General features: G+C 46.4%; 19 protein-coding genes and 4 tRNA genes. 13 read left to right on the top strand and 10 right to left on the bottom strand.

The genetic code is table 11. The features are described from left to right. The first annotated feature begins 3 nt into the window (after window positions 1-3). On the top strand, window positions 4-849 hold the full coding sequence (locus U9J37_RS07895; RefSeq protein WP_005475305.1) for a class II glutamine amidotransferase: 846 nt from the start codon (window positions 4-6) through the stop codon (window positions 847-849). A gap of 73 nt (window positions 850-922) precedes the next feature. Here the strand turns inward: U9J37_RS07895 and U9J37_RS07890 are convergent, their stop codons facing one another. Further along, window positions 923-2,638, bottom strand: a complete 1,716-nt coding sequence (locus U9J37_RS07890; RefSeq protein WP_005475270.1) for a proline--tRNA ligase — start codon at window positions 2,636-2,638, stop codon at window positions 923-925. Window positions 2,639-2,749: 111 nt separating this feature from the next. Next, window positions 2,750-3,445 carry a tRNA (N6-threonylcarbamoyladenosine(37)-N6)-methyltransferase TrmO gene (tsaA, locus tag U9J37_RS07885; RefSeq protein ID WP_005475335.1) on the bottom strand — a complete coding sequence of 232 codons (696 nt, stop codon included), beginning with the start codon at window positions 3,443-3,445 and terminating at the stop codon, window positions 2,750-2,752. Between the two features lie 116 nt (window positions 3,446-3,561). Here tsaA and U9J37_RS07880 point away from each other — a divergent pair, with 116 nt between their 5' ends. The 5 genes from U9J37_RS07880 (at window position 3,562) to U9J37_RS07860 (ending at window position 6,730) form a co-directional block, all read left to right on the top strand. Next, window positions 3,562-3,822, top strand: a complete 261-nt coding sequence (locus tag U9J37_RS07880) for a type B 50S ribosomal protein L31 (protein ID WP_005475290.1) — start codon at window positions 3,562-3,564, stop codon at window positions 3,820-3,822. Window positions 3,823-3,825: 3 nt separating this feature from the next. Beyond that, window positions 3,826-3,951 (top strand): type B 50S ribosomal protein L36, encoded by a 126-nt coding sequence (gene ykgO, locus U9J37_RS07875; protein ID WP_005380299.1) that lies wholly within the window; start codon window positions 3,826-3,828, stop codon window positions 3,949-3,951. A gap of 233 nt (window positions 3,952-4,184) precedes the next feature. After that, on the top strand, window positions 4,185-5,771 hold the full coding sequence (locus tag U9J37_RS07870) for an AbgT family transporter (protein WP_005475286.1): 1,587 nt from the start codon (window positions 4,185-4,187) through the stop codon (window positions 5,769-5,771). A 162-nt stretch (window positions 5,772-5,933) separates the two neighbouring features. Beyond that, the gene (locus U9J37_RS07865; protein WP_269722140.1) at window positions 5,934-6,548 is read left to right on the top strand and encodes a substrate-binding periplasmic protein; all 615 of its coding nucleotides are present in this window, start codon (window positions 5,934-5,936) and stop codon (window positions 6,546-6,548) included. Window positions 6,549-6,556: 8 nt separating this feature from the next. After that, on the top strand, window positions 6,557-6,730 hold the full coding sequence (locus U9J37_RS07860; protein WP_005475297.1) for a transporter substrate-binding domain-containing protein: 174 nt from the start codon (window positions 6,557-6,559) through the stop codon (window positions 6,728-6,730). 60 nt (window positions 6,731-6,790) lie between these two features. Here the strand turns inward: U9J37_RS07860 and U9J37_RS07855 are convergent, their stop codons facing one another. Genes U9J37_RS07855 through metN form a run of 3 tightly spaced genes read right to left on the bottom strand, consistent with a single transcriptional unit; the run spans window position 6,791 to window position 9,333 of the window. Next, a complete protein-coding gene (locus U9J37_RS07855; protein ID WP_005475289.1) occupies window positions 6,791-7,600 on the bottom strand; it encodes a MetQ/NlpA family lipoprotein in 810 nt (269 codons plus the stop codon). Between the two features lie 31 nt (window positions 7,601-7,631). Then, on the bottom strand, window positions 7,632-8,309 hold the full coding sequence (locus U9J37_RS07850; RefSeq protein WP_005475331.1) for a methionine ABC transporter permease: 678 nt from the start codon (window positions 8,307-8,309) through the stop codon (window positions 7,632-7,634). After that, on the bottom strand, window positions 8,299-9,333 hold the full coding sequence (metN, locus tag U9J37_RS07845; RefSeq protein ID WP_005475303.1) for a methionine ABC transporter ATP-binding protein MetN: 1,035 nt from the start codon (window positions 9,331-9,333) through the stop codon (window positions 8,299-8,301). The genes U9J37_RS07850 and metN overlap by 11 nt, the downstream gene beginning before the upstream one ends. Window positions 9,334-9,579: 246 nt before the next feature. Here metN and gmhB point away from each other — a divergent pair, with 246 nt between their 5' ends. From gmhB to treC, 5 genes are all read left to right on the top strand, one after another. Then, entirely contained in the window at window positions 9,580-10,131 is a 552-nt protein-coding gene (gene gmhB, locus U9J37_RS07840; RefSeq protein ID WP_005475291.1) for a D-glycero-beta-D-manno-heptose 1,7-bisphosphate 7-phosphatase, read from the top strand. Between the two features lie 42 nt (window positions 10,132-10,173). Continuing rightward, the gene (locus U9J37_RS07835; protein ID WP_005475268.1) at window positions 10,174-10,521 is read left to right on the top strand and encodes an MliC family protein; all 348 of its coding nucleotides are present in this window, start codon (window positions 10,174-10,176) and stop codon (window positions 10,519-10,521) included. 52 nt (window positions 10,522-10,573) lie between these two features. After that, window positions 10,574-11,521: a trehalose operon repressor TreR gene (gene treR, locus U9J37_RS07830; protein ID WP_005475340.1), complete on the top strand. Its 948-nt coding sequence runs from the start codon at window positions 10,574-10,576 to the stop codon at window positions 11,519-11,521. A gap of 199 nt (window positions 11,522-11,720) precedes the next feature. Then, entirely contained in the window at window positions 11,721-13,145 is a 1,425-nt protein-coding gene (gene treB, locus U9J37_RS07825; protein WP_038139748.1) for a PTS trehalose transporter subunit IIBC, read from the top strand. 70 nt (window positions 13,146-13,215) lie between these two features. Further along, window positions 13,216-14,895 carry an alpha,alpha-phosphotrehalase gene (gene treC / locus U9J37_RS07820; RefSeq protein ID WP_322414050.1) on the top strand — a complete coding sequence of 560 codons (1,680 nt, stop codon included), beginning with the start codon at window positions 13,216-13,218 and terminating at the stop codon, window positions 14,893-14,895. 145 nt (window positions 14,896-15,040) lie between these two features. Here treC and U9J37_RS07815 read toward each other — a convergent pair. The 4 genes from U9J37_RS07815 to U9J37_RS07800 form a co-directional block, all read right to left on the bottom strand. Next, window positions 15,041-15,125 (bottom strand) — tRNA-Tyr (locus tag U9J37_RS07815). A 71-nt stretch (window positions 15,126-15,196) separates the two neighbouring features. After that, window positions 15,197-15,281 (bottom strand) — tRNA-Tyr (locus U9J37_RS07810). A 71-nt stretch (window positions 15,282-15,352) separates the two neighbouring features. After that, window positions 15,353-15,437 (bottom strand) — tRNA-Tyr (locus U9J37_RS07805). 118 nt (window positions 15,438-15,555) lie between these two features. Then, window positions 15,556-15,640, bottom strand: a tRNA-Tyr gene (locus tag U9J37_RS07800). Window positions 15,641-15,908: 268 nt separating this feature from the next. Here U9J37_RS07800 and U9J37_RS07795 point away from each other — a divergent pair. Both U9J37_RS07795 and vexH read left to right on the top strand, forming a co-directional pair. After that, window positions 15,909-16,976, top strand: coding sequence for an efflux RND transporter periplasmic adaptor subunit (locus tag U9J37_RS07795; protein ID WP_038215746.1), 1,068 nt, complete (start codon window positions 15,909-15,911; stop codon window positions 16,974-16,976). A 2-nt stretch (window positions 16,977-16,978) separates the two neighbouring features. Beyond that, window positions 16,979-20,101, top strand: a complete 3,123-nt coding sequence (vexH, locus tag U9J37_RS07790; protein WP_322413465.1) for a vibriobactin export RND transporter permease subunit VexH — start codon at window positions 16,979-16,981, stop codon at window positions 20,099-20,101. Window positions 20,102-20,157: 56 nt separating this feature from the next. Here vexH and U9J37_RS07785 read toward each other — a convergent pair whose 3' ends face one another. Further along, entirely contained in the window at window positions 20,158-20,757 is a 600-nt protein-coding gene (locus U9J37_RS07785; RefSeq protein ID WP_039483603.1) for a YitT family protein, read from the bottom strand. Window positions 20,758-20,821 lie beyond the last annotated feature (64 nt).

The following is a 20,821-nucleotide window of genomic DNA, read 5'->3' as shown; positions in this document are numbered from 1 at the left end:
GCCATGTGTGAATTGCTCGGCATGAGCGCCAACGTACCAACAGATATCTGTTTTAGTTTTACCGGATTGATGCAGCGTGGTGGGAACACGGGTCCGCACCGAGATGGGTGGGGGATCACGTTTTACGAAGGAAAGGGGTTCCGCACATTCAAAGATCCCAACCCTAGCTGCAAATCCAAAATTGCTGAGCTAGTCCAGAACTACCCAATTAAAAGCTGCGCGGTTGTCAGCCATATTAGGCAGGCGAATCGTGGCGGAGTAAACCTCGAAAATACCCACCCATTTACTCGTGAGCTTTGGGGGCGCTATTGGACCTTTGCGCATAACGGCCAACTGAGTGATTACCAAGCTCTGCAGACCGGTCGCCATCGCCCTGTTGGACAAACTGACAGTGAGCTCTCTTTCTGTTGGCTATTAAAGCAAATGGAAGATCGATACCCAGAGCCGCCACAAGATATGGTCGGTGTGTTCCGGTTTGTTGCCGAGTGCTGCGATAGATTGCGCGAGAAAGGCGTCTTTAACATGCTGCTCTCTGATGGTGAGTACGTAATGACTTACTGTACTAATCATCTTTACTGGATTACGCGTCGCGCGCCCTTTGGCAAGGCAGCACTGATCGATGAAGATGTTGAGATCAACTTTCAAGAAGAGACGACACCCAATGACATTGTGTCAGTCATTGCTACTCAGCCACTGACCGGCAATGAGACTTGGCACCGCATGAAGCCCGGAGAGTTTGGTATCTTGCACTTTGGCGAACTGATTGATGGCAATGCTGATGAGTTGAGCCATGTTCCTTTTGCGCCGAAGAAAGTAGCGAGTCAAGCACCGACAGAGCCGCTGGAATAGCGGTGCACTCTTATCAGTTGTAAAAAAGGCCGATGTTTCCATCGGCCTTTTGTATTTCTAAGCGTCAATCAACTTAAGCAAGCTGCGCTTTAACATGCTCAACGATATCAGCCATCGCTACAGCCGTCTTCTCACCTGAGCGGCGGTTCTTGTATTCGAAGTTGCCTTCTTTCATAGAACGATCGCCAATCACGATAGTGTGAGGAATGCCGATAAGCTCCATATCAGAGAACATTACGCCTGGGCGCTCTTTGCGGTCATCGAATAGAACTTCGATACCCATAGCCGTCAGTTCCGCGTACAGCTTCTCAGCCGCTTCTTTCACTTCTTCTGACTTGTGCATGTTCATTGGCACGATAGCCACTTGGAAAGGTGCGAGTGCGTCTGGCCAGATGATGCCGTATTTGTCGTGGTTTTGCTCGATTGCAGAAGCCACAACACGTGATACACCAATACCGTAACAACCCATCTCTAGGATGACGTTCTTACCATCAGGACCAAGAACACCACAGTTCATTGCTTCAGAGTAAGTGTTACCTAGCTGGAAGATGTGACCCACTTCGATACCACGCTTAAGCATTAGCGTACCTTTACCACATGGGCTTGGATCGCCTTCAACGACGTTACGTAGATCTTCAACTTGGCCTAGTTCCACGTCACGACCCCAGTTGATGCCGAAGTAGTGCTTGTCATCAATGTTAGCGCCAGCGCCGAAGTCGCTCATTACAGCAACAGTGCGGTCAACAATGAATGGTAGTTTAAGACCAACAGGGCCAAGAGAACCAGGGCCTGCGCCGATCAGTGCGCGAATTTCTTCTTCTGTTGCCATCTCTAGAGGAGCAGCAACTTGAGGAAGGTTTTCAGCTTTCACTTCGTTTAGTTCGTGGTCGCCACGGATGATTAGCGCGATGATATCTGCGTCTACTTCATCAGATGCTTTTACGAAAAGCGTTTTCACTGTCTTCTCGATAGGCATGTCGAACTGTTCAACAAGCTCAGCGATGGTTTTTGCGTTTGGCGTATCAACCAGCGTCATCTCTTGCGTTGGCTCAGCGCGATCACCTGCAGGCGCTGCTGCTTCTGCTTTTTCAATGTTCGCTGCGTAATCAGACTCAGTAGAGAAGGCGATGAGATCTTCGCCGCTTTCAGCAAGTACGTGGAACTCTTGAGAGCCACTACCACCGATAGCGCCAGAGTCAGCCAGTACAGGGCGGTACTCAAGACCCATGCGGTCGAACGCTTTACAGTACGCATCGTGCATCGCTTGGTAAGATTTCTCTAGACCTTCTTTATCGATGTCGAAGCTGTATGCATCCATCATGCAGAATTCACGTGCACGCATTACGCCAAAACGTGGGCGACGCTCATCACGGAACTTAGTCTGGATTTGGTACAGGTTTAGCGGAAGCTGTTTGTAAGAGCTCACTTCGTTACGCACAAGGCTAGTGATCACTTCTTCAGCTGTTGGGCTAAGAACAAACGGACGAGTGTGACGGTCAGTAAAGCGAAGTAGCTCAGGACCCATCTTCTCGCTGCGGCCTGTCTCTTCCCATAGTTCAAACGGCTGAACAACGGGCATCAATGTTTCGACTGCGCCTGCATTGTCGATCTCTTGACGAACGATGTTTTCGACTTTACGCAGTACACGTAGACCAGTAGGTAGCCAGGTGTAAAGACCTGAAGCCAGCTTACGGATCATACCTGCACGTAGCATGAGCTGGTGGCTCACTACTTCTGCGTCGTTTGGAGTCTCCTTCAGAGTAGAAAGAAGATAATTACTGGTACGCATTTAACTTATCCGTTTATTAAAGTTAGATACTCAAGCCGGAATGGACAGGAGTATGGAAGTCCCCAGAGGGGAAAATGGTTAGCCGCTTATAATATCAGCCAATTGCCTTCGTCAAAAGCACTCAATGACGGTAACCGTTATTAAGTTGTCGTTAGCGGTGAACTTAACGTTCAAATCGAACAAATTTACCGCATATTCTTTACTGTCGGGTTTGTTCTTTTTGTATGCAGGGCGAGGGTCTTGCGCTAGAACTTGTTTGATCACCTCACTTTCCATTGCCCCCTGCGTGCGCTTGATGAGCGTGGCTTGCGCAGATTCACTAAAGATAACATCCATGGTTTGAGGGGCTTGCTCTGCGTAGCCTCCCGTCGCATCTGGGATCGAATCCGAGTAGGGAATGTAAGGCTTAATATCAAGAATAGGCGTACCATCGACCAAGTCGACATTACCAAGGTTCAAATACATTTGGTCACCGTGCTTATCGATTCCTTTCACTTCGACAGCAGACATTCCAATCCCGTTGGGTCTAAAGGTTGAGCGAGAAGCAAATACACCAACACGTTCGTTCCCACCAAGCCGTGGAGGTCTCACCGTTGGCTTCCATCCTGCGGCTAAATTTTGGTCAAATAAGAATAATAGCCAGACGTGGGAAAATTGCTCCAACCCTCTTACCGCTTCAGGTGTGTTTGCCTCACCAATTAATCTTAAGCGAGACGTCGCCCCGCTTACTAAACGAGGTTGGCGAGGAACCGCAAATTTCTCTTTATATGGGCTTTCGATGTAGCCAATGGGCGTTACAGAGTACATGTGTCTCTCTCTAAATGGTGAACGAGCAAAAAATATCACAAAAATGGCTAGCAAAACGGGTTGATAATAATTATCATTTATAATGTTATAACATAACAATTAAAGTGAGAGTATTTATGCAACCTAACATCCACCCTGAATATAGAACGGTCGTCTTTCATGACACGAGTATCGATGAATACTTCTTGATAGGCTCGACGCTAAAAACCGATCGCACCATCGAGTGGGAAGATGGCAAAACCTACCCATACTTTACGATTGAAGTGTCCTCTAAATCTCACCCGTTTTACACCGGCAAGCAGCGAGTCATTCATCAGGAAGGGCGCGTGGCGAACTTCAAACGTCGCTTTGGTCAATTTACAAAAGAGAAGGAGTAATCAATGAAAGTGGTAAAGTCTTTAAAAAGTGCAAAAAGCCGTCACCCGGATTGTCAAATCGTTAAACGAAGAGGGCGTCTCTATGTGATCTGTAAAACGAACCCTCGATTTAAAGCAGTACAAAAATAGCGTACGAAAAATAAACAGAACGCATGTATTTATATGAATTATAATGCTGTTTTATGTTTTTGGTTTGGTGTTAATTGCTAATATTTTGTTCGAAATGCGTTAAATATTGTGCATTGTAACACAATTTGTAACATTTTAGATTTTATATCGTACACCTTGTCTAGTAACCTGCGCGGGCTTTGTTGACATCTTTGTCACAAAAAAGCGCAGGAATAACTACAAGGAGGGAACAGATGAGTTCATCTGCTTCGATTAAACAAAACTCGCCAAAAAAGCCGCTGTTCACGCGCTTTTTAGATACAGTTGAATATTTGGGGAACCTATTACCCCACCCAATCACTCTATTTGCACTTTTCTGTGTTGCTATCTTAGTGACATCTGGAATCGCAGGTTACTTTGAAGTCTCTGTTATGGACCCTCGCCCTGAAGGTGCGAAAGGTCGCGCAGCTGATGGCATGATCCATGTCGTGAGCTTGTTAAATGCAGAAGGCTTACAGCTGATCGTTACTAACTTAGTGAAGAACTTTGTTGGTTTTGCCCCGCTAGGCACGGTACTTGTGGCTATGCTAGGTGTTGCGATTGCTGAACATTCCGGTCTCTTATCTGCTGCGATGCGTGGCATGGTAATGGGAGCGTCTCAGCGTATGGTGACGGTTACCGTCGTGTTTGCTGGTATCATTTCAAATACAGCGTCTGAGCTAGGTTACGTGGTTCTTATTCCACTAGCGGCGATGTTGTTCCACTCTTTAGGTCGTCACCCACTTGCTGGTCTTGCTGCGGCATTTGCCGGTGTATCAGGTGGCTACTCAGCAAACCTTCTTATCGGTACGGTTGACCCGCTGCTTTCTGGTATCACAGAAACCGCCGCGCAAATGATTGATCCATCTTACACTGTTGGCCCAGAAGTTAACTGGTACTTCATGTTTGTGTCTACCTTCTTCATTGCCATTACAGGTGCGTTCGTAACGGAGAAAATCGTTGAGCCAAAACTTGGCAAATACAATGATGAAGAAGCGTCTGAAGACTTATCTAACGACTCAATGGGTAAGCTTACCGATATTGAGAAGAAAGGTCTGAAACTGGCAGGTCTGGCGGTTGTTGCGGTATCCGCGCTTCTTGCTTGGACAATCGTGCCTGAAGATGGCGTTCTACGTTCGGCGACAGGTACAGTGGCAGGTTCGCCATTCCTGAAAAGTATCGTCGCGTTTATCTTCGTCTTCTTCGCAATCCCAGGTTTTGTTTACGGTAAAGTAACAGGCTCAATGAAGACTGACCGTGACGTGATTGATGCAATGGCGAAGTCGATGTCGTCAATGGGTATGTACATCGTACTTGTGTTCTTTGCTGCTCAGTTTGTTGCCTTCTTCAAGTGGACTAACTTTGGTCAGGTATTCGCAGTCGCGGGTGCAAGCTTCCTACAGGAAATCGGTCTAACTGGCCCAATGCTGTTCTTCGCATTCATCCTGATGTGTGGCTTCATTAACCTAATGATCGGTTCAGCTTCTGCTCAGTGGGCGGTAACTGCGCCAATCTTTGTTCCAATGCTAATGTTGGTTGGTTACGCGCCAGAAACGATTCAGGCGGCTTACCGTATCGGTGATTCAACGACTAACATCATCACACCAATGATGAGCTACTTCGGTCTAATTCTTGCGGTAGCGACGCGTTACATGAAGAATCTGGGTATCGGTACGCTGATCGCAACCATGCTGCCTTACTCTATCTGCTTTATCGTAGGTTGGAGTCTACTGTTCTACCTATGGGTATTCGTATTTGGTCTACCTGTTGGTCCGGGTGCTGCAACGTACTACACACCTTAAGCCATACAATTGATTATACGTTGAGCCGGAGTTTTTACTCCGGCTTTTTTGTAGGCAAATCGGTTTGACAAGATAGGGTTGTGAACTTTACTTATAGAATACATATTTAGGAGGGCAGGCTTGCAGTATTTGGAGCGATTAAATACAGAGACTGTGTAACGAATGCCTGTTCGTATAAGTATGAAGCGATTGACTCATATCCTAATTTCCCTGGTCTACTTCAGCAGTTTTTATCTTGGTGCGAGCTCGACGCTACAGTTAGTGACTTTGGAGTACCCACCGTATATTGAACATCATAACGATAAGATTTCTGGTGTGGCGGTTGAGTTGGTCAAGGAAATCTTTGCTGAACTCAAACAACCCATCAGTATCCAAGTTCTGCCGTGGGCGAGGGCACTAAATAACATTCAACATGGTCGCTCAGATGCCATCTTCACCGCATTCAAAAACCAAGAACGGGAACAATTTGCGGACTATAGCCAGCAAGTTTTGTTTACCCAGAATATTAGCTTGATTACCTTGATTGATAGTGAGTTAAGCAGTATCGACTTTTTCCAACGTGACTTGAGCTCGCTCTCTATTTGTGTGGTCAACAGAGTGAGTTATGGTAAACGAATGGACGACTTGCTCGATACCGGCGTGTTTAAAGTGATTTTTAAACGCAATAAAACTGAGGACTGTGCTCATCTTGTCAGAGCAAAGCGTGCTGATGTGTGGGTCAATAATGAGTTTGGGGCGCGCAGTATTATGGTGCGAATGGGCTCGACCAATCGCTGAAGATTCTGGTGCCTTCATTAGAAGCTACGCCAAGTTACATTGCTTTTTCAAAACTTCGCCAGCACCACGATCTAAAGAATGAGTTTGATGCCGAGCTCGCTGCTATGAAGCGTGACGGTCGATATCAAGCGCTGATTGAACGGTACTTTGATAGCTTGAGAGTTGAGCTGAGTGGAGAATAAAAAAGGGCTGACGCATTCACGTCAGCCCTATTCATTTTGCTTGGCTAGATAAAGTGGTGATTACCAGCCTTTAACCACGCCACCTTGGAAGATTTCTGATGCTGCTGCGTAAACTTCTTCTGTCTGGTAAGACTTCACGAAGTTCTGAACGTTTTCAGCATTTAGGTTCTCTTCACGAGAAACGATTAGGTTTACGTATGGAGACTCTTTGTCTTCAACAAACACGCCATCTTTTTGTGGAGTTAGGTTGATAGAGCTTGCGTAAGTTGTGTTGATGATAGATAGCGCTACATCGTCTAGAGAACGAGGAAGTTGCGCAGCATCTAGCTCAACGATTGAGATGTTTTTCGGGTTTGCCGTGATGTCACGAACCGTTGCTAGTAGACCTGCACCTTCACGAAGTTCGATCAGACCTTGCTGCTCAAGAAGTAGCAGTGAACGACCTAGGTTAGTTGGATCGTTTGGAACAGCGATGCGCGCGCCTTCTTGGATCTCATCCACAGATTTTACTTGCTTAGAGTAACCAGCGATTGGGTAAACGAACGTGTTACCTGCGATAGTCAGTTTGTAACCACGATCTGCCACTTGCTGATCTAGGTATGGCTTGTGCTGGAATGCGTTGATATCGATTGAACCGTCATCCAATGCAGCGTTAGGCGTTACGTAGTCAGTGAAAGTAACAAGCTCAACATCTAGGCCGTATTGCTCTTTTGCTACTTTTGCAGCAACTTCAGCAACTTGTGCTTCAGCACCTGCCATAACACCTACTTTGATTTTGCTGTTGTCAGCGGCTTTTTCGCCACAGCCAGATAACACTAATGCTGATGCAGCAGCGGCAATTGCCAAAAGACCTTTAAGATTGAATTTCATGACTATCTCCTTGTAATAAATCGAATAATTTTTATCTGTGATCGACGCGGCGCACAATGGCATCGCCGATAGATTGAATAATTTGCACTAAAATAATCAGCATCACGACCGTTACTGCCATTATGACCACATCATAGCGATGGAAGCCGTAACGGATGGCGACGTCACCTAGACCACCGCCACCTACCGTTCCTGCCATTGCTGAGTAGCTGACTAGCGTAACCAATGTAATGGTGACTGAGTTGACGATGGTCGGTAGTGCTTCAGGAAGCAATACCTTAGAAATGATTTGTACCGGTGTTGCGCCCATCGATTGTGCTGCTTCTACCAGACCTGTTGGTACTTCAAGCAAGGCACCTTCGATCAAACGAGCGACAAATGGAATTGCGCCGATGGTGAGCGGTACGATAGCGGCTGTAGTACCGATAAAGGTGCCGACTAAAATTTTTGTCACAGGGATTATGGCAACCATCAATACCAAGAATGGCACAGAGCGACCGATGTTCACGATGGCACCAAGTATGCTATTAAGCTTGGTGTTTTCGAGTAGACCACCTTTTTTCGTGGTATGGAGAATAACACCAAGTGGAATGCCCACGGCAAATCCAACAATTCCGGCAACCGCGACCATGTAAAGGGTTTCCCAAGTGGCGCCAATCAGCAAGTTGCCATTAAGGTTTAGCCATTCTGATACTGTATTAAAGGACATAACCCAATACCTCTACTTTTACGTTATGTTCACGGAGGAATTCGATAGCAGCATTGTCATCCTGCTCATTACCAAACAGTTCAGCGACCATCATGCCGAACTTTACGCCACCTGCGTAATCAAGATCAGAGCTCAAAATGCTGACGTCGATATTGAACTTGCGTGCAATTTGCGTCATCAGTGGGGCGTCTACTGTTGCTCCGGTAAACTCTAAGCGAACCAGTGGGTAGCTGCCTTCAACTCGAGTTTCTTGCAAGCGAACTTGGTAATCCTCAGGGATGGAGAGATCCAGCGTTGAGCGAATGAACTCATGGGCCAGTTCCGTTTTCGGGTGGGCAAAAATTTCGCCGACCGTGCCTTTTTCAACGAGCTCGCCACCACCAATAATGGCCACCTCATGACAGATGCTTTTCACTACGTCCATTTCGTGAGTGATCAGCAGCATTGTGATATTCAGCTTACGATTGATCTCTTTAAGTAGCTCAAGAATAGATTGAGTGGTCGCTGGATCGAGGGCGCTGGTGGCTTCGTCACACAGCAGCACTTTTGGATCCGATGCCAGCGCACGAGCAATCGCAACACGCTGCTTCTGGCCGCCACTTAGGTTAGATGGGTAGCTTTCATGCTTGTCTGCTAGGCCAACCAGTTTTAATAGCTCTGTAACCTTGGTGCTGATTTTTTCTTTTTCGGCGCCAGCCAACTCAAGTGGAAGCGCAACATTATCGAATACAGTGCGAGAAGAAAGCAGATTAAAGTGCTGAAAAATCATGCCGATGTTGCGGCGTGTTTTGCTCAGTTCAGACTTTGATAATTTAGTGAGGTCCACGCCGTCAACAATGATAGAGCCACTTGTTGGGGCTTCCAGCATGTTTACACAGCGAATAAGCGTACTTTTCCCTGCTCCAGATGAGCCGATTACACCGAAAATCGTTCCTTGAGGAATGTGTAGATTGATGTCTTTAAGGGCATTGATTTCCTTTTTGCCCTGATAAAACACCTTATTAACTTGATTAATTTCAATCATCGAGAAACTCGCTAATCCGATTACCTTGGGAGCAGTAGATAATTTTGAACTACATCTCATTTAGTAGACGATGCTATGGTCTCGCGTGTTTTCTGTCAATAGATATTTTTACGTCTAGACGTCTAAATGGTTATTTTGCTCAATCGTTTGGTAATTAGATAGTGATGAAAGAAATAAAGCGTGCAATAATTCTTACTACAACTGGGTGATTCACCCCAAAGAAAGTAACGGATAGAGAAGCATATTTTGGCTAAACCAGCAGTCTTTTTAGATCGTGATGGCGTGATTAACGTCGACCATGGTTACGTACATGATGAGCATGATTTTGAATTTATCGAAGGCGTGTTTGAAGCGACGAAGAAACTGAAAGAGATGGGCTACTTGCTTGTCTTGGTGACTAACCAGTCTGGCATTGCTCGTGGTAAGTTTAGTGAAGATCGCTTCCTAGACTTAACTCAGTGGATGGACTGGAATTTTGTTGATAATGGCGTTGAGTTTGATGGTTTTTACTACTGTCCTCACCATGCTGAACATGGACAAGGTAAATACAAAGAAGAGTGTAATTGCCGCAAACCCAAGCCTGGTATGTTTATCTCAGCACGCGACTTTTTGAAAATTGACATGGCAAACTCTGTCATGGTTGGTGACAAAGCGGAAGATATGATGGCAGCGGATGCTGCTGGCGTAGGAACCAAAATTCTCGTTCGTACAGGTAAGCCAGTCACTGACAAAGGTGAGGCGCTTGCCTCTGTGGTGCTAGACAGTATTAAAGACGTGCCAGCTTATCTCACTAAATAGCATTAAAGGGTCGCTTTGGCGGCCCTTGTTTGTTTGGAGGTCATGATGAAAAAAGGACGATTTATCGTGATGATGGGTGTAGCCTTAACTGGTTGCTCCCAATCAGCGTCACAATCAGACAACACCTTTCAAGGGGACTGGATTCAGTACCAATGTGACGCGGGGCAGGCATTTGAGGTTGGCTATTTACCAGAGCAAGAAAAAGCTTGGCTGAAAGTGGATCAGCAAGAGTTCCCTTTGATACAAGTCCCGTCAGGCTCTGGAACCAAATACATACTGGATGATGGTACTGCCGCAACCGCTAACCCTATCGTGTTGCATACAAAAGGTACGAATGCGCGATTGGAAGTTGCACGCACCATATACAAAAATTGTCAGTTCGACGAGTAACACAGACTTCGCGATTCGTTAAGCATAAGACTAGGAAGCTAACTATCCCCCTATGAGTAAAAAACTAACCATTCTTGATATTGCTAAGTTATCGGGCGTCGGTAAGTCGACCGTATCTCGAGTATTGACCAATGATCCGAAAGTAAAGCCTGCGACGCGGGCGAAAGTCGAACAAGTGATTCAAGAATCCGGTTACGTACCTTCCAAGTCTGCGCAAACCATGCGTGGTGGAAGTCAAAAAGTCGTTGGGGTGATCATTTCACGCTTGGACTCTCCATCAGAGAATAAAGCGGTAGGGAGCATGCTCAATACGCTTTATGCCGCGGGGTATGACGTGGTGATCATGGAAAGCCAGTTTGATCGTGACAAGACTAATGCCCACCTCGATGTACTGAAAAAGCGCAATGTCGACGGAGTTATCGTGTTTGGCTTCAGTGATTTTGATGTGACCAAACTGGGCAGTTGGCAAAACCGTACCGTGGTGATTGCCATGGATACGGATCAAGTCTCTTCAATCAACTACGATAACGAGCAAGTGATCATCAAAGCGCTCGAGTATCTGCAGCAAAAATCGCTCAGCCGTATTGCCTTTATTGGAGTGGACCCGAGTGACAAAACAACGGGTAAGCTGCGTCTGGATGCTTACTTAACTTGGTGTCGCGCTCATGCACTAAAGGCTTGCTACCAAACCGGTCAGTTGAATCATGAAAGTGCCTACCTACTTGTCGATAAAGTCCTCAAACCCGAGACACAAGCCATCGTCTGTGCCAGTGATACTCTGGCGCTAGGTGTCATCAAGCGCCTCCAAGAACTCGACCGTGAAGACGTTGTGGTGACAGGTGTCGGCGGTAATGAATTGCTTTCATTCCTCTTTCCTAAAGTATTTAGCATCGACCCCGGTTATTCATTAGCGGGTGAAAAAGCAGCTAACCTACTGATATCCCAAATAAATGGCGATGTGGGGACGGTTCATCTCACTCAACAGCCTCTGACTCTCTAAGCCATTATTTTCAAAGTGATTTAAAATTATACTGTGATCTCATTCAATTAATGGGACTGTTCCCATTTTTATCTTTTATCAGATCTGACAATATAATGAGCACAAATGGGAACATTCCCAAAACAACAAAAAATAAGTCAGTTAATAGTCTGATGTTGATTCAGACATGAATGAGAATCCAATTAGGGTGGACATGGATATGAGTAAGATTGCGAAACACGAAGTGGAGCGTCTGATTGAGTTGGTCGGTGGCAGCGATAACATCGCAAGTGTGAGCCACTGCTTAACGCGCCTTCGCTTTGTACTAAACGATACCGAGAAAGCAAAAGAAAAAGAGCTAGAAGCTCTGCCAATGGTGAAAGGTTGTTTTACCAACGCAGGTCAGTTCCAAGTCGTTATTGGCACTGAAGTTGATGAAGTCTATAAAGTGCTGATTGAACTGACAGGGCAAACGGCAGCATCGAAGGATGAAGCCAAGCTTGCTGCTCGTCAAAACATGAACATTTTAGAGCGCGGGATCTCCCATTTAGCCGAAATTTTTGTCCCGCTGCTGCCTGCCATTATCACCGGTGGTTTGATTCTAGGTTTCCGTAACGTTATTGGCGACATTAAGATGTTTGATGGTCAATCTCTAACGGAAATCAGCCAATTCTGGGCAACAGTCCATAGCTTCTTGTGGTTGATTGGCGAAGCGATTTTCTTCTTCCTACCGGTTGGTGTGTGTTGGTCAACGGTGAAAAAACTGGGTGGTACACCAATTCTGGGTATCACGCTAGGTGTTACCTTGGTCTCTCCGCAGCTTATGAACGCTTACTTGATTGGTAAGCAGGTGCCGGAGGCTTGGGACTTTGGTCTGTTTGTCATAGAGAAAGTTGGTTACCAAGCACAGGTCATTCCAGCAATGCTGGCAGGTGTTGCCTTAGCCTTTATTGAAACGAATCTAAAGCGCATCGTCCCATCCTACTTGTACCTAGTCGTTGTGCCGTTTGTTTCAATCATCCTTTCTGTTGTGCTTGCTCACTCATTGATTGGCCCATTTGGTCGAGTACTTGGCGACGGTGTTGCGTTTGCGGCGAAAGCGGCGATGACAGGTGACTTCGCGGTGATTGGTTCAATGGTGTTTGGTTTCTTGTACGCACCTCTTGTGATTACAGGTATCCACCACACGACTAACGCGGTTGACCTACAGCTAATGCAAGACCTAGGTGGCACGCCAATCTGGCCTCTGATTGCACTTTCTAACATTGCTCAAGCATCGGCTGTTGTGGGTATCATCATCATTAGCAAGAAGCATGGCGAACGCGATATCTCGGTTCCTGCGGCAATCTCTGCCTACCTTGGTGTAACAGAGCCTGCGATGTACGGTATCAACCTTAAGTACAAATTCCCTATGTTGAGCGCAATGATCGGTAGTGCGATTGCCGCTGCGATTTGTGGTAGCGCAGGTGTGATGGCAAACGGCATCGGTGTTGGTGGTCTGCCTGGTATCTTGTCAATCCAGCCACAATTCTGGGGCATCTACGGAATTGCGATGCTTGTTGCGATTGCGGTTCCTGCGGCACTGACACTCTTCTTCTACAAGCGCGCACAAATGAAAGGCGAGTTAGAGCCTGTAAGCGCATAAGCATTTCTTATGGAGCGGCCGTCGCTGCTCCATCTTCAACGATTTCTATTTTTGGTAAGTGAGCTCAATGATGTCTGTAATCACAAATGATGCAAACTGGTGGAAAACCGCCTCGATATATCAAATTTACCCAAAGAGTTTTTGTGATAGTGGCAGTAAAGGGACAGGTGATATCCAAGGCATTATCTCTAAGTTGGACTATTTGCAGCGATTGGGAATTGACGCAATTTGGTTAACTCCGGTTTACCAGTCGCCAATGATCGATAATGGCTACGACATTTCTGATTATTACGCGATTAACCCAGACTTTGGCAGTATGGACGATTTTGACCAACTGCTTGCAGAGGCGCATCAGCGTGGGATTCGCATTATTATGGATATCGTAGTCAACCATACGTCGACGCAACATCATTGGTTTCAATCGGCTTTGGGGGATAAAAATAGCCCATACCGAGATTACTACATCTGGAAAGATCCTGTAGATGGCGGGATCCCGAACAACTGGCAATCCAAATTTGGTGGCAGTGCGTGGGAGTTTGATGAGAAAACAGGTCAATACTTCCTTCACTTATTTGCCAAAGAGCAAGCAGACTTAAACTGGGAAAATCCTCAAGTCCGTGCAGAAGTGAAAGAGGTGATCAGCTTTTGGGCGGAGAAGGGCGTTGATGGTTTCCGCTTAGACGTGATTAATCTCATCTCTAAACAGCAAGACTTTCCCAATGATGATCAGGGAGATGGCCGCCGATTCTACACAGATGGACCTCGTGTGCATGAATACTTGCAAGAGATCAGTGAAGCGGTATTTCAACAATATGGCAGCGTGACGGTGGGAGAGATGTCTTCGACGACGCTGGAGCATTGCCAGCAGTACTCTTCACTGGATAACAAAGAACTCTCAATGGTGTTTAATTTCCACCATTTAAAAGTGGATTATCCAAATGGTGAAAAGTGGACCAAAGCGCCATTTGATTTCATCCAACTCAAGCAGATTTTCAACCACTGGCAAACCGGTTTAAATGGCAAAGGGTGGGGAGCTCTATTCTGGTGTAACCATGATCAGCCACGTGTGGTGAGTCGATTGGGAGATGATAAACACTTCCGTGTCGAGTCGGCGAAAATGCTCGGAGCTTCGGTACACATGATGCAAGGTACGCCGTATATCTATCAGGGTGAAGAAATCGGCATGACCAATCCGGGCTACACGTCGATAGAGCAATATCGTGATGTGGAAAGTACCAATATGTACGACATCATGGTCAATGAACAAGGTGTTCCTCATGACGAGATGATGGCGATCCTTGCGCAGAAGTCTCGTGACAATTCACGTACCCCGATGCAGTGGAATCATCAGGAGTACGCAGGCTTCTCCAAAGGCCAGCCTTGGTTGCAAGTCGCGAACAATTATACGGAAATCAACGCAGAACAAGCCGTTGCAGACACTAACTCTGTGTTCTACTTCTACCAGCAACTGATCAAGTTACGTAAAGAAGTGGAAGTGATTACGACTGGGGATTATACCGATCTCTATCCTTCACACACGGCTATCTTCGGCTATCAGCGCCAGTCGCAGCATCAGACCTTGATCTGCTTGAATAACTACTATGGTGATGAGTCGGAGTGCAAGTTGCCTAGCGATTTAGATTTATCGACAGCAACGTATTTACTTGGCAACTACCCGTTGCAAGGCGAGGTTTCTCAGCGTCAGGTACTTAAACCCTATGAAACGCGCATTATTCTTTTCCAAAGCTAACACCCCCTATAGTGTTTGCTTCGTTAGAACTGAAAAGTTCTAGTATTTGCCCCGCAATGTCGGGGCTTTTTTATGTCTGGAGGAAAAGCACGTTGAGAAACAATAGATACAAAAAAACCAGCTCAATGAGCTGGTTTCTTGAATATGGTGGAGGGGGACGGATTCGAACCATCGAAGGCAGTGCCAGCAGATTTACAGTCTGATCCCTTTGGCCACTCGGGAACCCCTCCAGGGTGTTTTTATCCTTAATTGATGTTTTCCCAACACGTCAATCAAGCTGCTCTCTATCTTAGAGAAAATATGGTGGAGGGGGACGGATTCGAACCATCGAAGGCAGTGCCAGCAGATTTACAGTCTGATCCCTTTGGCCACTCGGGAACCCCTCCAGGGTGTTTTTATCCTTGATTGATGTTTTCCCAACACGTCAATCAAGCTGCTCTCTATCATAGAGAAAATATGGTGGAGGGGGACGGATTCGAACCATCGAAGGCAGTGCCAGCAGATTTACAGTCTGATCCCTTTGGCCACTCGGGAACCCCTCCAGGGTGTTTTCTATTCTTTTTACAGAATAGCTTGACTAATGTTTTCCCAACACGTTAATCAAGTGTTTCTCACAACTTATTAAAAGGTTATTCACCTAAAAAGTCACAAGAATAAATATGGTGGAGGGGGACGGATTCGAACCATCGAAGGCAGTGCCAGCAGATTTACAGTCTGATCCCTTTGGCCACTCGGGAACCCCTCCAGGGTATTTTTATACTTAAGTTTTGTTTTCCCAACACAACTCTCAAGTGCGGAGCGAATCATAGCAAACTCGCTCAAGCTGTAAAGCGTTTTCTTATAATTTTGAATCGAATGGTGCCTTTTTGGGCAAAGGTGGTAGGAAATGACCATTAAGCTCAAACAATCAACGGCTTTGCTTACATAATATTTATTCCTCTTTACATTACTTGACGTTCCAGTTGCGTATAAAGGGATACAATAAACAGAGTTAATTTATGCAGAATACCAACATGAAAAACAAAATTGTTCTGAGTCTATTATCCTTGTCGATTATCGCCGCCTCTCCTTCTGTGATGGCCAACAGACAAGGACCATCGAGTGTCACCGTAGTGACTGAGCAAGTGAAAACGCATCAAGTTTCTCAATCTCTTTCCCTTGTCGGCAAATTAGCCGCGGATCAGTCGGTGATTATCGCACCAGAAACTTCCGGAAAGGTTGACGTGATTGCCGTTAAAGCGAATCAAAATGTCCAAAAAGGTCAGCTTTTGATCCAACTTGATGATGATAAAGCGCGAGCGGCTGTCGCAGAGGCGCAAGCGTATCTCAAAGATGAGCAACGTAAACTGAAAGAATTTGAGCGTCTGGTGAAGCGTAACGCCATTACCCAAACCGAAATTGATGCGCAAAAAGCGAGTGTGGACATCGCCAAAGCAAGATTGGATGCCGCCAACGCCAGTTTGAAAGACCTTCACATCAGCGCACCTTTCGCCGGAACGGTGGGTTTTATTGATTTTAGCCGCGGAAAGCTTGTTAGCGCTGGTTCTGAGCTGCTGTCGCTTGATGACTTGTCTGTGATGCAGCTCGATCTGCAAGTGCCAGAGCGCTATTTGTCTCAGTTGAGCAAAGGGATGCAAGTAAAAGCCACCACAGCAGCATGGCCAGGTCAGGTTTTTGAAGGTGAAGTGGTAGGGATTGACTCTCGAATCAATCAAGAAACGCTCAACTTGCGCGTTCGTATTCACTTCGAAAACGTCGCGCAAAAGCTAAAGCCGGGGATGTTAGTGTCTGCGGATATGGATTTCCCAGCGATTGAAGCGCCTATTATTCCTGTTCAGGCGCTTGAGTACTCTGGAACCAAGCGTTACGTCTACGTTGTTGGTGAAGACAACAAAGCGGTTCGAACCCAAGTCGTTTTGGGCGCTCGCGTTGATAACCTAGTTGTGATTGAAGACGGATTATCTATCGGTGACAAGATTGTTGTTCAAGGCATTGTAAACATGCGAAACGGTGTGACGGTCGCCGAGCTAGGCAGTGATGGACGTCCTAAAGGCGAGCCAAATAATCAAGAGGGCAAATAGTCATGTTGCTCTCTGATGTGTCTGTGAAAAGACCAGTCGCTGCACTGGTGCTTAGCTTACTGCTGTGCGTGTTTGGTATTGTGTCGTTCAGTAAGTTGGCTGTACGTGAGATGCCTGACATTGAAAGCCCAGTCGTCTCGATCAGTACCCGCTATGAAGGGGCATCTGCCACCATCATCGAAAGCCAAATCACCTCGGTGCTGGAAGATCAGTTATCGGGGATAAGCGGTATCGATGAAATCTCCTCGACCACCCGCAACAGCATGTCTAGGATTACCATCACCTTCGATTTAGGTTACGACTTAAATACCGGTGTCAGTGATGTCCGTGATGCCGTTGCTCGTGCCCAGCGATCGTTACCTGATGAAGCTGATGATCCCGTTGTGTTTAAGAATAATGGTTCGGGTGAGGCTTCTCTCTATATCAATTTAAGCTCTTCTGAAATGGACCGCACTCAGCTTACCGATTATGTTGAGCGTGTCTTGATGGATCGCTTTAGCTTGATCTCAGGTGTGAGCTCGGTGGACATTTCGGGCGGTTTGTACAAAGTGATGTACGTTAAGCTCAAGCCTGAACAAATGGCTGGTCGCGGCGTCACTACCTCTGACATAACTTCAGCGCTGCGCAGCGAAAATATTGAAAGCCCAGGTGGTGAAGTACGCAACGATCAGATTGTGATGTCGGTACGCACGGCGCGCAGCTATAACCAAGCCGAAGATTTCGAATACTTGGTGGTTAAACGTGCCAGTGATAACTCGCCAATCTATTTAAGAGATGTCGCAGACGTTTACATCGGTGCAGAAAACGAAAACTCCACTTTCAAAAGTGACGGCGTAGTCAATGTGAGTATGGGAATTGTGCCTCAATCCGATGCTAACCCACTGGAAGTTGCAGACCGAGTCCATACCGAAGTCGAGAACATTCAACAATTTTTGCCAGAAGGAACGCGTTTAGCCATTGATTACGACTCAACCGTATTCATTGAGCGCTCGATTGCTGAAGTATATAGCACGCTCTTTATTACCGGCGGATTGGTGATCCTTGTTCTGTACATCTTTATTGGTCAGGCTAGGGCAACCCTTATTCCTGCTGTGACTGTGCCAGTATCCTTGATTTCTTCCTTTATTGCCGCGTATTACTTTGGCTTTTCCATCAACCTTATCACCCTGATGGCGTTGATTCTGTCGATTGGTCTGGTTGTCGATGATGCAATCGTTGTGGTCGAGAACATTTTCCACCACATCGAAAATGGTGAAAAGCCGCTACTCGCTGCGTACAAAGGTACCCGTGAGGTAGGCTTTGCTGTAATCGCAACCACCTTGGTACTTGTCATGGTTTTCCTGCCTATCTCCTTTATGGATGGCATGGTCGGTCTGCTATTTACTGAGTTTTCCGTATTGCTGGCAATGTCGGTGATCTTCTCATCTTTGATTGCCTTGACGCTAACTCCGGTTCTGGGGAGCAAGCTTCTAAAAGCTAACGTAAAACCGAACCGCTTCAACCTATTTATTGACCGTATGTTTGGTCATCTGGAATCTGGTTATCGTAAGGTTCTTCGATCGGCACTAAATTGGAAATGGGCAGCACCGCTTGTCATCCTCGCTTGTATGGGCGGCAGTTGGGGGTTAATGCAGCAGGTGCCTGCACAGCTCACACCATCTGAAGACCGCGGGGTAATCTTTGCTTTTGTTCGTGGCGCCGATGCCACCAGTTATAACCGCATGTCGGCCAATATGGATATTGTTGAAGAGCGTTTAATGCCTTTGCTTGGTCAAGGTTTCTTGAAGTCGTTCAGTATTCAATCGCCTGCCTTTGGGGGGAACGCTGGTGACCAAACGGGCTTCGTGATCATGATCTTAGAGGACTGGAATGACCGTGATGTCACCGCGCAGCAGGCGCTTGGCCAAGTCCGGAAGGCGTTGACTGGTATCCCAGATGTGCGCGTCTTCCCATTTATGCCTGGATTCCGAGGTGGATCGAGTGAGCCGGTTCAATTTGTACTAGGCGGCAGTGATTACCCAGAGTTAAAACAGTGGGCGGAAAAATTAGAGCGTTTAGCGGAAGAGTCGCCTTACATGGAAGGTGCAGACATCAATTACTCCGAAAAAACGCCTGAGTTAGTTGTCACAGTGGATAAGCAGCGTGCAGCAGAGCTTGGTATTCGAGTCTCGGATATTTCTGACACGCTTGAGATTATGCTTGGTGGTAAGAGTGAAACTACGTTTGTCGAACGCGGTGAAGAGTACGATGTTTACTTGCGAGGCGACGAAGACAGCTTTAACAACGCTGCGGATTTAAGCCAAATCTACATGCGCACTGCTTCTGGCGAATTAGTTACTCTTGATGCCGTGACCAAAATTGAAGAGGTGGCTTCGTCGATTCGCCTGTCGCACTACAACAAGCAAAAGGCGATTACGATTACGGCCAACTTATCCGATGGCTACACGCTGGGCGAAGCGCTCGACTTTTTAGATCAACAAGCGATTGAGTTACTTCCGGGGGATATTTCCGTGAGTTACTCGGGAGAATCGAAAGATTACAAAGAGAATCAATCGAGTACCTTAGTGGTCTTTGCCTTGGCTTTGCTGGTGGCGTATTTGGTTCTTGCTGCTCAATTTGAGAGCTTTATTAACCCGCTGGTGGTGATGTTCACGGTGCCTATGGGCGTGTTTGGTGGATTCCTTGGATTATTCTTGATGGGGCAGGGGCTCAACATCTATAGCCAAATCGGTATGATCATGCTGATCGGCATGGTGACCAAAAACGGTATCTTAATCGTTGAGTTTGCTAACCAGCTTCGAGACAGAGGGATCGAGTTTGAAAAAGCTATTTTGGATGCGTCGGCTCGCCGTTTACGTCCAATCATGATGACTGCATTTACGACGCTTGCTGGAGCGATTCCTTTAATTGTTTCGACGGGCGCGGGCTATGAAAGCCGAGTGGCTGTCGGTACGGTTATTTTCTTCGGTATGGCTTTTGCGACGCTCGTAACCTTGTTTGTGATTCCAGCTATGTACCGATTGATTTCGGCAGGTACACAGGCTCCGGGACACGTAGAGGCAGAGCTTAACCGAGAACTTAGCCATGATGTGAAAGCTCGAAGCTCCCATGGTGAGCTGAACTAAAAAAGAAAAAGGGTTGATGCGGATGCATCAACCCTTAATTTTATGAAGCGTGGTAATTAACCGTAATTCACAGAGTAGCGAGTTGGCTTATGGTTCATTGCTAGTACAAGGTTTAGAGCAATAGCGCCAAGAATCGATAGGCCAATGACTTCGATTGATACAAAGAAGCAAGAGGCAATTAAGATACAAAAGTCGATAGCAAGCTGAGATTTACCCACCGAGATGCCAAACTTGTCTTGAATAAAGAGACACAAGACATTGAATCCCCCAAGGCTTGAGCGATGACGGAACAAAATCAACATGCCTAATCCCATCAGCAGTCCACCCGCTACCGCGCAGTACACCTCATTGATCGTGTCTAAGCTAATCACCAAGTAGAGGTGGTCAGCAAAAATCGAAACCAAAGCGCCAGAAATAGCACTGTTGAACGCGAATCGAGCGCCAAATCGTTTCCACGCCAATAAGTAGAATGGGCAGTTAGCAATAAAATAGAGCGTACCAAATGAAATCGATACAAATTGGCTAACTAATAACGCTAAGCCAGTGGTTCCGCCAGTCAGTAACGAAGCGGATTGCAGGAAGAAGACGCCCTGAGCAACTAAAAACGTGCCAGTTAAAATTGCGACCCAGTCTTCCTTTCTTGAGTGTTTTTCCATCAATTTGAAATTTAACCAGTAAATAATGGCGTGCATACTATTTAAAAAATAAGGATTTCGGTAG

This window comes from Vibrio sp. 16, from assembly GCF_963681195.1.
Taxonomy (GTDB): Bacteria; Pseudomonadota; Gammaproteobacteria; order Enterobacterales; family Vibrionaceae; genus Vibrio; species Vibrio sinaloensis_D.
Note: the sequence above shows the minus strand (reverse complement) of the source record. Positions and strands in the feature narration are given on the sequence as shown.

Bases quoted from the DNA above. Each gene is read 5' to 3' on its own strand.
- U9J37_RS07895 (WP_005475305.1), top strand. From the start codon at position 4: ATGTGTGAATTGCTCGGCATGAGCGCCAACGTACCAACAGATATCTGT.
- U9J37_RS07890 (WP_005475270.1), bottom strand. From the start codon at position 2,638: ATGCGTACCAGTAATTATCTTCTTTCTACTCTGAAGGAGACTCCAAAC.
- tsaA (WP_005475335.1), bottom strand. From the start codon at position 3,445: ATGTACTCTGTAACGCCCATTGGCTACATCGAAAGCCCATATAAAGAG.
- U9J37_RS07880 (WP_005475290.1), top strand. From the start codon at position 3,562: ATGCAACCTAACATCCACCCTGAATATAGAACGGTCGTCTTTCATGAC.
- ykgO (WP_005380299.1), top strand. From the start codon at position 3,826: ATGAAAGTGGTAAAGTCTTTAAAAAGTGCAAAAAGCCGTCACCCGGAT.
- U9J37_RS07870 (WP_005475286.1), top strand. From the start codon at position 4,185: ATGAGTTCATCTGCTTCGATTAAACAAAACTCGCCAAAAAAGCCGCTG.
- U9J37_RS07865 (WP_269722140.1), top strand. From the start codon at position 5,934: ATGCCTGTTCGTATAAGTATGAAGCGATTGACTCATATCCTAATTTCC.
- U9J37_RS07855 (WP_005475289.1), bottom strand. From the start codon at position 7,600: ATGAAATTCAATCTTAAAGGTCTTTTGGCAATTGCCGCTGCTGCATCA.
- U9J37_RS07850 (WP_005475331.1), bottom strand. From the start codon at position 8,309: ATGTCCTTTAATACAGTATCAGAATGGCTAAACCTTAATGGCAACTTG.
- metN (WP_005475303.1), bottom strand. From the start codon at position 9,333: ATGATTGAAATTAATCAAGTTAATAAGGTGTTTTATCAGGGCAAAAAG.
- U9J37_RS07835 (WP_005475268.1), top strand. From the start codon at position 10,174: ATGATGAAAAAAGGACGATTTATCGTGATGATGGGTGTAGCCTTAACT.
- treR (WP_005475340.1), top strand. From the start codon at position 10,574: ATGAGTAAAAAACTAACCATTCTTGATATTGCTAAGTTATCGGGCGTC.
- treB (WP_038139748.1), top strand. From the start codon at position 11,721: ATGAGTAAGATTGCGAAACACGAAGTGGAGCGTCTGATTGAGTTGGTC.
- treC (WP_322414050.1), top strand. From the start codon at position 13,216: ATGTCTGTAATCACAAATGATGCAAACTGGTGGAAAACCGCCTCGATA.
- U9J37_RS07795 (WP_038215746.1), top strand. From the start codon at position 15,909: ATGAAAAACAAAATTGTTCTGAGTCTATTATCCTTGTCGATTATCGCC.
- vexH (WP_322413465.1), top strand. From the start codon at position 16,979: ATGTTGCTCTCTGATGTGTCTGTGAAAAGACCAGTCGCTGCACTGGTG.
- U9J37_RS07785 (WP_039483603.1), bottom strand. From the start codon at position 20,757: ATGGAAAAACACTCAAGAAAGGAAGACTGGGTCGCAATTTTAACTGGC.